At 72.6% G+C, this 12,210-nt stretch carries 9 protein-coding genes; 6 read left to right on the forward strand and 3 right to left on the reverse strand.

Annotated features, from left to right (window positions below):
• Window positions 1–43: 43 nt before the first annotated feature.
• The gene (locus tag ACWCYY_RS16430; protein WP_449796410.1) at window positions 44–4,147 is read left to right on the forward strand and encodes an nSTAND1 domain-containing NTPase; all 4,104 of its coding nucleotides are present in this window, start codon (window positions 44–46) and stop codon (window positions 4,145–4,147) included.
• A 236-nt stretch (window positions 4,148–4,383) separates the two neighbouring features.
• On the opposite strand, the gene ACWCYY_RS16435 is transcribed toward ACWCYY_RS16430, so the two are convergent.
• Window positions 4,384–4,746, reverse strand: coding sequence for a hypothetical protein (locus ACWCYY_RS16435; protein WP_449796411.1), 363 nt, complete (start codon window positions 4,744–4,746; stop codon window positions 4,384–4,386).
• Between the two features lie 115 nt (window positions 4,747–4,861).
• Between ACWCYY_RS16435 and ACWCYY_RS16440 the strand changes: the two genes are divergently transcribed.
• Genes ACWCYY_RS16440 through ACWCYY_RS16450 form a run of 3 tightly spaced genes read left to right on the forward strand, consistent with a single transcriptional unit; the run spans window position 4,862 to window position 8,229 of the window.
• Window positions 4,862–5,602 carry an ABC transporter ATP-binding protein gene (locus ACWCYY_RS16440; RefSeq protein ID WP_380149954.1) on the forward strand — a complete coding sequence of 247 codons (741 nt, stop codon included), beginning with the start codon at window positions 4,862–4,864 and terminating at the stop codon, window positions 5,600–5,602.
• A 1-nt stretch (window position 5,603) separates the two neighbouring features.
• Window positions 5,604–7,001 (forward strand): FtsX-like permease family protein, encoded by a 1,398-nt coding sequence (locus ACWCYY_RS16445; RefSeq protein ID WP_449796412.1) that lies wholly within the window; start codon window positions 5,604–5,606, stop codon window positions 6,999–7,001.
• 43 nt (window positions 7,002–7,044) lie between these two features.
• On the forward strand, window positions 7,045–8,229 hold the full coding sequence (locus ACWCYY_RS16450; RefSeq protein ID WP_345282261.1) for a sensor histidine kinase: 1,185 nt from the start codon (window positions 7,045–7,047) through the stop codon (window positions 8,227–8,229).
• A gap of 7 nt (window positions 8,230–8,236) precedes the next feature.
• Here the strand turns inward: ACWCYY_RS16450 and ACWCYY_RS16455 are convergent, their stop codons facing one another.
• Window positions 8,237–8,902 (reverse strand): response regulator, encoded by a 666-nt coding sequence (locus ACWCYY_RS16455; protein WP_449796413.1) that lies wholly within the window; start codon window positions 8,900–8,902, stop codon window positions 8,237–8,239.
• Between the two features lie 383 nt (window positions 8,903–9,285).
• Window positions 9,286–9,993, reverse strand: coding sequence for a substrate-binding domain-containing protein (locus ACWCYY_RS16460; RefSeq protein WP_345282257.1), 708 nt, complete (start codon window positions 9,991–9,993; stop codon window positions 9,286–9,288).
• 47 nt (window positions 9,994–10,040) lie between these two features.
• Here ACWCYY_RS16460 and ACWCYY_RS16465 point away from each other — a divergent pair, with 47 nt between their 5' ends.
• The gene (locus ACWCYY_RS16465; protein ID WP_345282255.1) at window positions 10,041–10,808 is read left to right on the forward strand and encodes an IclR family transcriptional regulator; all 768 of its coding nucleotides are present in this window, start codon (window positions 10,041–10,043) and stop codon (window positions 10,806–10,808) included.
• A gap of 169 nt (window positions 10,809–10,977) precedes the next feature.
• Entirely contained in the window at window positions 10,978–12,201 is a 1,224-nt protein-coding gene (locus ACWCYY_RS16470; protein ID WP_449796414.1) for a 4-hydroxybenzoate 3-monooxygenase, read from the forward strand.
• Window positions 12,202–12,210 lie beyond the last annotated feature (9 nt).

The following is a 12,210-nucleotide window of genomic DNA, read 5'->3' on the forward strand; positions in this document are numbered from 1 at the left end:
GGCCATTCCTACAGCGGTCGCCCAGGTCCTCAATGAGGCTGGCGTGGTGGTGGGCGCCGGCTTTCTGGTAGCCGATGACCTGCTGTTCAGCTGCGCTCACGTTTTGGCGGATGGCGGCTACGGCCCCGGCGACGTGGCGAGGTTGGTCTTCCCGCATGCGACCGGGGCTCCCCTGGTGGAGGGCTGGGTTCTTGAGGAAGGGTGGCGCGACCCACAGGGGCTGGACATCGCACTGGTGAAGCTGGTGGGTGCGGTCGGGGTGGCCCCCCTGCGCCTAGGCTCGCCTGCGGCGTCCCGCGGGCACCGGGTGCGGTCGTTCGGTTTTCCCTCGCAGGCTCCATCACACGGGCACTTCGGGTTTGCCACAGCCGGAGGACTACTTCCGTCCGGCGGCGGGGTTGGTGATCTGCTGCAACTGACCAGCGCCAACGACCTGACGACCGGGTTCAGCGGTGGTCCGGTGCTGGACGAGATGACCGGCCTGGTCGTCGGCATGCTGACGGCAATCGCAGCACCAGATACCTACGACCGAGGGCTGGGCATCGCCTACGCCACACCCTCGTCCGTCCTGCGTGAGGTGTGGCCTTCCCTGGGGGAGCACGATGTCTCGCCGTACCGGGCACTGGAGTCGTTCACCGCCGAGCACGCCCGTTGGTACAGGGGGCGTGAGAATGCGGTGCGCCAGGTACTGGAGGGCCTGGCGGGCCATCGCCGGGTGGCCCTGCTGCTCGGGCCCTCAGGGTCAGGCAAGTCATCCCTGGTTCAGGCGGGACTGTTGCCCGCGCTCGCCGAGGGTCGGCTACCAGGAAGCGACCGCTGGCACCAGGTCGTCGTTCGGCCCGGCCCGGATTTGGCCGCGGCCATCGAACAGGCGGGCTTGCCCGGAGTCGCAAGTGCGGGGATCCAGGAGGCCGTCAGGGGCCTGATCTCCGCAAACCCGGCCCACGATCGCGTCGTGCTCGTGATCGACCAGTTCGAGGAACTCCTCGCACCCTCCGCCGGACCGTCGGCTGTCCAGGCACTCGAACTGGTCACCAAGGTGGTCCGCTCGGATGCCACGCTCAGTGTGGTCCTGGTGATGCGTGACGACTTCTATCCCCGCCTGTCCGCCCTGGCCCCCGATCTCCTGGAAGCCGCCCTGCGCGCCCAAGGCGTCCTCAATGTGCCCGCCACCCTGACAGCTGTGGAACTTGGTGAGATCGTCACCGGGCCAGCCCATGACCTGGGCACCGACCTCGAACCGGGGCTCGCCGAGCGGATCATCGCCGACGTCCTGGCACTCAACCCCCGCACTGCGGGCGCCTCCGAATCCCCGGTCACCGTCCTGCCGCTGCTCGAAGTTGCCCTCACTCGGCTATGGGAGCGTCGCCAAGAGCACGACGGCCGGCTCACCCACGATGCCTACCGCCGCATCGGCGCGGTCACGGGCGCTCTCGCCGACTGGTGCGACACCGCCTTGCGTGAACTCGACCCCTACGAGCGCGACACCGCACGCCGAATCCTGACAGCCCTGGTACGCCCAGCTGATGATGCCCTGCACATCCCGGCGGTACGCCAGCAGGTCGCACTCGACGACCTGCGCGAACTGGCCGCCGCCGACGGTACGACTGAGGCGGTGCGGGGCGTTGACAATGTCTTGGCTGTGCTCACCGACCACCGCATCGTCACTACTGCCCGGGTGCGCCGCCCAGAAGATTTGGACGGCACGTCGGGAGTGGCAGTTGCCGAGCTGATCCACGATGCGCTGATCCGTGACTGGGACACGCTGCGTGCATGGGTTGAGCAGGACGCCAGGTTCCACGAGTGGCTCCACCGCGTCCGCCTCCAGCGCGCTCGGTGGGAGGAACGGCACGACCCTCAGGACCTTCCCGCTGGCAGTGTTCTGGCCGAAGGCGGCGAATGGTCGCGGTATCGCCGCCTGCCGGGCGACGTCGAAGCCTTCCTCCACGCCGGCCACCGGCGCCAGCACGACGCCTTTCGCCGTAGCCGACGCGCTGTAGCCGTCCTGGCTTCCCTCCTTGCCCTCGCCCTGATTGCCGCGGGGGCAGCCTTCTGGCAGCGGCAGTCAGTGATCACCGCCGAACGGAGAGCAGAGGCTCAGCGGCAGAGTACCCAGTCCCAGCAGCTCGCGAACCAGTCCGCTTCCCTGATCAGCGCCGACCCTGATCTCGCCGCTCTTCTGGCGATCGGCGCCTACCGGATCAGCCAAACCGCGGAAGCCGCAGCCAGCCTTACGGCCGCCGCGAACCTCCCGCTCCGTCGCCGCCTCACCGGCCACACAGACGACATCACCGCAGTCGTGTTCAGCCCCGACGGCCGTGTTCTGGCCACAGGCAGCAGCGACAGAACCGTGCGGTTGTGGGACGTGGCCACCGGCACGACCACCGCCACCCTCACGGACCCATTCGGTACGGTGAACTCCGTGGCGTTCAGTCCTGACGGGCGCACCCTGGCTACCGGCGGCAGCGACGACACGGTGCGGTTGTGGGACGTGGCCACCGGCGAGTACGCCCGGATCCTCAACATCGGCCCCGGCCCAGTGAACTCCGTCGTGTTCAGTCCCGACGGGCACACCATCGCGACTGCCAGTGGCGATCGCGCACCGCAGATCGAGCAGAGGGTCAGGGCCGGCGGCGAGCGCACGGTGCGGTTGTGGGACGTGGCGACAGGAAAAGCTGTCTTGACTCTCACTGGCCAGGAGGTCGGCGTAGCCGCGCTGGCCTTCAGCCCCGACGGTCGCGCCCTGGCTACCGCAGGCTACGACGAAGGCGTGCGGTTGTGGGACGTGAGCACCGGCAAGACCACCACGACACTCACCGGCCACAACTGGTCTGTCGAGGCGTTGACGTTCAGCCCCGATGGAAAACTCCTCGCCACGGCCAGCGGCGACCACACGGTGAAGTTGTGGGACCTGGCCACCAATACGGCCACCGCCACCCTCAGCGGCCACAGCGCTCCCCTGAACTCGTTGGCGTTCAGCCCCGACAGACGCATCCTGGCCACCGGAAGCGACGACAAGACGGTGCGCCTGTGGGACGTGGGGACCGGTCAGGCCATCGCCACCCTGACCGGACACACCAAGGACGTCTCCGCGGTGGCGTTCAGCCCGGACGGGCGCACCGTGGCCACTGCCGGCGGCGACCGCACCGTGCGGCTGTGGGATGTGGGTGCGCCAGTTCCGTTCTTCACCACGAACGACCATCCTGTCTCGGCGGCGGCCTTCAGTCCGGACCAGCGCACCCTGGCTACTGCGGACCTCGACAAGACCGTGCGACTGCGCGACCTGCCCACCGGCAAGACCATCGCCAGCCTGACCGGACACAGCGCAACCATCTCGGCACTCGCGTTCAGCCCGGACGGGAAGATTCTTGCCACCGCAGAGCGGGACAAGACCTCGTTGTGGGAGGTCGCCACCGGACGTGCGATTGCGACCTTCACCAGCCATACCAGGTCCGCGCACTCGTTGGCGTTCAGCCCCGATGGGCACGTTCTGGCCACTGCTGGCTCCGACAAGGCAGTGCTGTCGGAGGCGACAAGCGGGAAGACGATCGCCACCTTCAAGAACCCCAGCGCATCCGTCGAGTCGGTGGCGTTCAGTCCTGACGGCCGAAGCCTGGCAACCGCCGGAGCCCACGAGGCCGTGCTGTGGGATGTGGCCACCGGCAAGACCATCGCCAGGCTCGCTGACCCCAGCGGGTCGGAGGCGGTGACGTTCAGCCCCAACGGGCACATCCTCGCTGTTACTGGTGACGATGGCACGGTGCGGCTGAGAGAGACAGCTACCGGCAGGATCACCGCGACCCTCATGGGCCACACCGAGTTGGCCAGATCGGTGGTGTTCAGCCCTGACGGCCGAACCGTGGTCACCACAAGCGGCGATGACTCGATGCGATTGTGGGACGCGGCTACTGGCAGAACCATCGCTACCCATGCCAACTACAGGTGGTCCGTCGAAACGGTGGCCTTCACGCTTGACGGGCGAACCCTGGTCAGCGCCGGTAGCGACGGTGCCGTACAAGCGCGGCCTTACACCCCCCTCTCAGCGGCGATAAGCAAGATCTGTGAGGCCGTGTCCCGCGACCTCACCCCTGAGGAGAAGGCGATGTATCTCCCCGACCACTCCACCGCACCCATTTGCCGTGAGTAGTCTAGCCATCGGCGGCGATCAGGACCGTACGGGGCGGGAGCGGTCGGTGTGATGGTGAAACCGTCGGTGAACAGGGTGCCGCCGTCTCGGAATTCCCAGAGGACGGGTTCGGTATGAACGGAGGCCGACGACGAGCTTGGATCCAGGGCGAAACTGTTCCAGAGGTGGAAGCAGAGCCTGGTGTCCTCACGCCGGTCGGTCGTATAGGCCAGCGTCTTGGGGCAGTTGGGGTTGTTTCAACCGAAGAGGAACGAGCGGCCCAGCTTCTGGGGCATGCCGTGCGTCGAGATCGGCTTGCCCGGAACCATCCCGGGGAATTGCCACTGGCGACCCGGGCGGGCTCGCGAGAGCTGTGGCCGCAACTGGGGCTGCTCGGCAAGGTGCTGAAGGAGCCCGGCGAGCAGTGGGGGCAGCAGGACAGGGTGGCGACCCAGGACCAGGTGGGTGCGCCCGTCGCCGACCTTGAGGTGCTCAGGCGTCAGATGGCAGAGGTGTTCGGTGGACGGGCCGAACAACAGAGTGATCGCGCCAGCGGCCCGCTGGCGTGCCCGCCGCAGCAGGAACCAGTGCAGGAACGGGAGAAGCCGCTCGAGGTCCATCCCGGCTGACGGGAGGTTCCGCGCGGCGGGCCGGGGTCGGGGTACGGAAAACCGAACCCCCGGGTCGGGTGTGAGCACGGTCGATCGTGGTGGGCGGGGTGTCGAGGATGGGGGCATGGAAACCAACGAATCCCTCGTCACCGCCTCCGTGCGGGAGTTGCACCGGTCGTACGGGCGCGGCGGTCGGACCGTCCATGCCCTGCGCGGGGTGAGCCTGGAGCTGCGCCGGGGGAGCTTCACCGCGGTCATGGGGCCCTCCGGGTCGGGGAAGACCACGCTGCTGCACTGTCTGGCCGGGATGGACCGGCCGAGCAGTGGGTCGGTGTGGTGGGGCGGGACGGAGGTCTCGCGGCTGCCGGAGCGGCGGTTGGCGGAGCTGCGGCGCAGTCAGGTCGGGTTCGTCTTCCAGGCGTTCAACCTGATGCCCGCCATGACGGCGGCGCAGAACGTGGAGCTGCCGGGGCGGCTCGCGGGGCGGCGGGTGGAACGAGCGGCCGTGCGGGAGGTGCTGGCGCGGGTCGGACTGGCCGGGCGGGAGGGTGACCGGCCGGGGCAGTTGTCGGGTGGGCAGCAGCAGCGGGTGGCGATCGCCCGGGCGCTGCTGGCCCGTCCGTCGGTGCTCTTCGCGGACGAGCCGACCGGGGCCCTGGACCGGACCACCGGACACGAGGTGCTCGGGCTGCTGCGCGAGGGCGTCGACCGGGACGGGCAGACCTGTGTGATGGTCACCCACGACCCCGTCGCGGCGGGGTACGCGGACCGGGTGGTGGTGCTGGCCGACGGTCTGCTCGTCGACGACCTCGACCGCCCCTCGGCGCAGCTGGTCGCCGACCGCCTGGCCCGGACGGGAGCCTGAGATGGCCGACACCACTGCCGTGCTGCGCCTCGCCCTCGGGCAGCTGCGCCTGAGCCCCGCCTCCTTCCTGGGCCTCGGGGCGGCGCTGCTGCTCGCCCAGGCGACCGTCACCCTGTTCGGCTCCCTGGTCGCGGCCCAGGTCTCGGCGCCGCCCGGCACGCGGGCGGCGGAGGCCGGGCCGGGGCTGGTGCTGATCGCCGGAGCGTTCGGCGAGATCGCCGTGCTGGTCTCGCTCTTCACCGTGGTCAACGCCCTCGGCTTCACGGTCCGTCAGCAGTACCGGGACCTCGCCCTGTTGCGCACCGTGGCCGCCACGCCCCGGCAGGCCAGGCGGCTGGTGCGGCGGCAGGTGGTGGCCGTGGTGCTCGCCGTCGGTCCGGCCGGGTGGGTGCTCGGGACGGCGGGGGCGCGGTGGTTCCTGCGGGAGTTGACGGTGCGGGGGATGGCCCCGGCCGGTCTGAGCGTGCCCGGGACGCCCGTGCCGTCGGCGGTGGCGCTGGTGGCGGCCCTGCTGGTCGCCCTGGCGGCCACCGAGCTCGCGGTGCGCCGGATCTCCCGGATCGCCCCGGCCGCGGCCCTGGCGGAGAGCGGGGACGAGGCGGCCGGGACCGGTCTGCTGCGCGTGGTGGCCGGGCTGGCGGGCCTGGCGGGAGGCGCGGCGCTGGTGCGGCTCGCCGCCACCTCGACGCCCGACAAGTCGGGCCAGGCCGCGCTGTTGGCGGCCCTGGTCCTGCTGGCGGCCGTCGGGCTGCTGGGGCCGCCGGCGGCCCGGGCGGTGACGGCCCTCCCCGGCCTGGTGGTGCGGCTGTCCTCCCGCCGGACGGGCTGGCTCGCCGACGCCAACCTGCGCGGCTACGCGCACCGCCTGTCCTCGGCGGTGGTCCCGATCGCACTGCTCACGGGCCTCGCGGGCACCATGGTCCTCATGACCACCACCGTCGAGCGGCTGACCGCCGCCGTCCTTCCGCCTGGCAGCGGGCTAGAGACCGTCACCTCGGAGACCGACACCTGGCTGCGGCAGTCCGAGTTCGGGATGCTCGCCGGCTTCGCGGCGGTGGCGACCGTCAACACCCTGGTGGCCCTCACCGCCGACCGGCGCCGTGAGTTCGCCCTGCTCACCCTGGTCGGGGCGACCCGCCGTCAACTGGCCCGGATGCTCGGTGCGGAGGCATTGCTGACGGCCGTCGCCGGGGTGCTGCTCGGGTCGGCGGTGGCGTTCACCGCGGCCGGGGCGTTCAGCCGCGCGCTCACCGGGTCGGTGCTGCCGGCGGTGCCGTGGGGGACCTTCGGGTGGATCGTGGCCGGGGCGGCCGCACTGACGCTGCCGAGCGTCCTGGGGACGGGCCTGCTGGTCTCGGCCGGCCCGGCGGTGACCGCGGCGGGCGGTCGGCGTGGCTGAGGTGGCGAGGGCGGGGAGGGCGGGGAGGGGAACGGGCCGGTTCGTGTTCGCCGTCCTGGGGCTGCCGGTGGCGGTGCTCGGCGGGGTGTACGCGCTGGCGGTGCTGTACGCGGGGACGCTGCTCTCGCTCACCCTGCTCGGGCTGCCCCTGGTGGCCGCCGGACTGTACGGTGCGCGCGGGATCGCCGGGCTGCAACGGCGGCTGGTGGGGACGCTGTTGGGGGAGGTGGTGGAGCCGCCCGCGCCGCTTCCGCGCGGCGGCGGGGTGCTCGCCCGGATCAGGGCGGGGCTCACCGATCCGGTGGGCTGGCGCAGTCTGCTGTACCTGGGCCTGCGGCTGCCGGTCGGCGTGCTGACCTTCGCCGTGGCCGTCCCGTTGCCGCTCGGCGGAGCCTGGTTGGTCGCCTTCCCGTTGGTCGCGCTGGCGATGCCGGAGGCGGAACGGCCGCAGTGGTGGTTCACCGCCGCCGGCGTCGTGCTGGGTGTCGGGGTGCTGGTCGCCGTGCCGGCGGCGCTCCGGGCGATGGACCGTCTGAACCGTTACCTGGCGCGGCAGTTGCTCGGACCGGCCGGGACGCAGCAGCGGGTGCGGCAGCTGGAGCGGGCGCGTTCCGCCCTGCTGGCGGGGGCGACCGACGACCTGCGCCGTCTGGAGCGGGACCTGCACGACGGCACCCAGGCGGAGCTGGTGGCCATCGCCATCACGCTCTCCCTGACCGACGACGCGCTCGGTGCCGGGGCTCCGGACGCGGTCGACCCGGAGCGGATGCGCGTCCTGCTCGACCGGGCCAGACAGCAGACCGACTCGGCCATCACCGGCCTGCGCCGCCTCACCCGGGGTATTCACCCCGTCGCCCTGGACGAGGGGTTGGCGGCGGCGTTGCCCACCCTGACCGGGGCCGCCCCCGTCCCGGTCACCACGACGGTGGACCTGCGGGAGCGGCCGGACCCGGCGATCGAACGGGCCGTGTACTTCTGCGCCGCCGAGCTCCTCACCAACCTCGCCAAGCACAGCGGCGCCGACCGGGCCGAGGTGGCCCTGCGGTCGCGGGCGGGGAGGGTGCGGCTCAGTGTCAGCGACAACGGGCGGGGCGGGGCGGTGGCCGCACCGGGTGGCGGGCTGGCGGGGTTGCGGGAGCGCTTGGCGGCCGTGGACGGCACCCTGCGGGTGGACAGCCCGCCGGGTGGGCCCACCACCGTCACGGCCGAACTGCCGACCGCGCTCTGAGCGCGCGTCAGGCGGACTCGGCGAGGTAGGTGAGGACGGCCTTGACCCGGCGGTTGTCCGAACCGGTGGCCGGCAGGCCGAACTTGGCGAACACCGCCGCGACGTGCTTCTCCACCGCCCGCTCCGAGACCACCAGTGCCTCGGCGATCGCCCGGTTGGACCGGCCCTGCGCCATCAGCTCCAGCACCTCGTGCTCGCGCGCGGTGAGCTCCTCCACCACACTGCGGCGGCGGCCGTTCCGCAGGACGGCGGTGAGGATCTCGGGGTCCAGCGCGGTGCCGCCGTCCGCGATCCGGTGCAGCGCCTCGACGAACTCGGAGGTGCGGGCCACGCGTTCCTTGAGCAGGTAGCCGACCCCGGTGGCCCCGTCCTCCAGCAGGCGTGCGGCCCAGGCGGCTTCGAGGTGCTGCGAGAACACCAGCACCGGCCGCCCGGGCCGGGCCGCCCGCAGCTCCACGGCCGCCCGGATGCCCTCGTCGGTGTGGGTGGGCGGCATCCGGATGTCCAGCACGCAGACGTCCGGGTCGTGCGTGCTGACGGCGGCCGTCAGCTCCGCCACCGTGCCCACCGCCGCGAGCACTTCGCACCCCCGGGCCCGGAGCAGCTCCACCATCCCCTCGCGGAGGATGACGGAGTCCTCGGCCAGCACCACCCGCAACGCACGCTCGTTCATGCCCCGATTAAACGCGGATCGGGCGCAGCCCGTGACACGGGGGTTGCCGGGGCACCCCCTCGGTGACCTGCCCGTCCGCTGTGGCAGGCTCGGCCGGATGATCGGTGGACCTGATGGTGAGAACTCGTCGGCAGCGGTGCGGGAGCCCGCCCCTGTCGCGGCTTGCGGGGTGAACGGCGTGCCCGGGGTGATGCATGCCCTCGGGCCGCGAGGGGGCACCCTGTGCGGGGTCGCGGCGCGGTGTATCACCGTCTACCTGACCCACTTCGACCCCGCCTTCCCGGGGTCGTGCCGTCGTTGCTGCCGGCTGGTGGAGGCGGCGGGATCGGCAGAGGCGGTGGGTGAGCGGTGACCTCGCACCTCCGTTGACGGGCACGCGAACGTCACCGGGGGCGGTGGGGGCTCAGGCCGTGGGTGCGGGGTGACGCCTCGTCGGCGGCGAGGAGGCGGAGGAGGTGGTGCGCCTCGGTGGGGTGGGGGGAGGTGGCGAGGACGGCGGCGGAGAAGGTGGTGGTGATGGCGGTGGGGCCGGGGAGGGGGCCGAGGAGGTGGATGCCGGGGTGGCCGGTGAGTTCGCTGCGTTGTTGGAAGGCGAGGTCGGCGGTGCCGTCGCGGAGGAGGGCGGCGACGGGGACGCCGGGCGGGGCCTGACGGAGGGTGAGGCGGCCGGTGAGGCCGAGGCGGTCGAGGAGGGCGAGCAGGGCGGTGCCGCTGGGGCCGGTGGAGTGGGCGACGGTGCGGGCGGAGAGGAGGAGGTCGTACAGGTCCTCGGGGGTGGTGAGGGGACGGGCCGCGGTGGTGTCGGGGACGGCGGCGACGGTCTCGGAGTCCCAGAGGGGGAGCGGTGCGGCGGCGAGGTGGCCCTCCCGGTGGAGGGCGGCGAGGGCGTCGGCGCCGAGCACGGCCACGTCCGCCCGGGCGCCGGCCCGGATCCGGCGGGCGGTCTCGACGCCCCCGGCGGCCTCGAAGCGGACGGGCAGGCCGGGCGTGCTGCCGAGGCGGGCGGCGAGTTCGGTGAGCAGGGGGCGGACGGCCATCGAGGAGAGGCCGAGGAGGGCGGGCGGGGTCGGGAGGAGGCTGGGCTCGTTCAAGGGGATGCCTTCGCTGCTGGTGGGAGGAGGTCTGGAAGACTGGCGGGATGAGTACGACCCGGGTCACGGCGGCCGGCAAGGTCCTCCAGGTGCTGGCGCTGTTCGACCGCGAGCACCCCGCGCTGACGCTGTCCGAGATCGCCCGCCGCACCGGCCAGGCAGTCAGCACCACGCACCGGGTGGTGGCCGAGCTGGCGGCCTGGGGCGCGCTGGAGCGGGCCGAGGACGGCTCCTGGCACGTGGGGCTGCGTCTGTGGGAGATCGCCTCGGGCTGTCCGCGGACCCAGATCCTGCGCGACGCCGCGCTGCCGTTCATGCAGGACCTGTACGAAGTCACGCACGAGAACGTCCAGTTGGCGGTCCGGGAGGGCACCGAGCTGGTCTTCGTGGAGCGGATCGCCGGGCACCGGTCGGTGGACCTGCTGACCATGGTGGGGACCCGCTTCCCGGTCGGCTCGACCGGGATGGGCCGGGTGCTGCTGGCGTACGCGCCGCGGGAGCTGCAGGAGGAGGTGCTCGCCGCGCCGCTGCGGGCCTGGACGGAGCACACGGTGACGGACCCGAAGGAGCTGCGCGCGCAGCTGGACCTGATCCGGCGCGAGCAGGTCTTCGTGAGCGACCGTCAGCTCCAGGACGCGACCGTCGCGGTGGCGGCCCCGGTGCGGATCGGCCGGACCGGGCCGGTCGGCGCGGTGCTGGGGATCGTGATCGCCGCGCGGGGCGCGGACCGGGCGCGCGGGCTGCGCGAGCCCCTGCTGCGGGCGGTGCACGGGATCTCCGAGGAGTTGGGACGGCGGGCCCGGACGGCGCTCTGAGGACGTCCTGAGGGTGCCGATCCTGCCCGCGCGGGGCCGGTTGCGGGCAGGGCTTTCCGTCTGACGGAAAGGGTGGCGACGCGGCGGGGTGCGGGGTGTCAGCGTTCGGGGCGTCCCCGGTGCGACCCGCCCGGGGCGTTCCCAGACCCCCACCCTCCCGGGAGCCGCCGTGCCCGCAACGCCCGTCGACGAGACGCCCGTCGACACCGTGACCGAGGTGCCCGTCGCCGTGGTCGGGGCCGGTCCGGCGGGCCTGATGCTGGCCCACCTGCTGGGCCGGGCGGGCGTGCCCAGCGTGGCCGTCGACCTGCGCACCCGCCGCGAGATCGAGACCACCCACCGGGCCGGCATCCTGGAGGCCGACGTGGCCCGGGACCTGGTGGAGACCGGAGTGGGCGACCGGATCCTGCGCGAGGGCCACGAGCACACCGGCACCGAACTGCGGGTCGCCGGCCGCCCGCACCGGATCGACTTCCGGGAGCTGGCCGGTGCCTCGGTCTGGCTGTACCCGCAGACCGAGGTCTTCAAGGACCTGGCCGACGCCCGCGAGCGCGACGGCGGGACGGTCCACTTCGGCGTCCGCGACACCGAGGTCCTGGACGTCGGCACCACCGCGCCCCGGGTGCGGTTCACCGCCGCCGACGGGACGCGGCACGAGCTGCGGGCCCGCTACGTGGTGGGCGCCGACGGCTCCCGCTCGACCTGCCGCGACCTGGTGCCGGAGCGGCACCGGACCCGGCACGGTGCCGAGTACCCGTTCGCCTGGTTCGGTGTGATGGCCCAGGCGCCGTCCAGTGCAGCGGAGTTGGTCTACGCGCACTCCGCCCACGGCTTCGCGCTGATCAGCCAACGGACCGAGGCGGTCCAGCGGATGTACTTCCAGTGCGCCCCGGACGAGCGCGTCGAGGACTGGCCGGACGAGCGGATCTGGGCCACCCTCCAGGGCCGGGTGGCGGGCGAGGACGGCTTCCAGCTGACCGAGGGCCCGATCCTGGAGCGGACGGTGCTCCGCTTCCGCTCCTTCGTCCAGGAGCCGATGCGCTGGGGCTCGCTGCTGCTCGCGGGGGACGCCGCGCACACCGTCCCGCCGACCGGTGCGCGCGGGCTGAACCTGGCGCTGCACGACGTCAAGGTGCTGGCAGGCGTGCTGGTGCGCGCCCTCGGACCGGAGGGCGAGCCCGCGTTGGACGACTACCAGCCGACCGCGCTGCGCCGGGTCTGGCGGGCCCAGCACTTCTCCTCCTGGATGACGCGGCTGCTGCACACCCCGCCCGGCGCCACCCCGTTCGAGCTGCGCCGCCAACTCGGCGAGCTGGACTGCGTGGTGGGCACCCGGGCGGGCCGCGCCTACCTGGCCGAGCAGTACACCGGCTGGCCCTCCGCCGACCGCTGACCCACCCTC

Source organism: Kitasatospora sp. NPDC001664, from assembly GCF_053596675.1.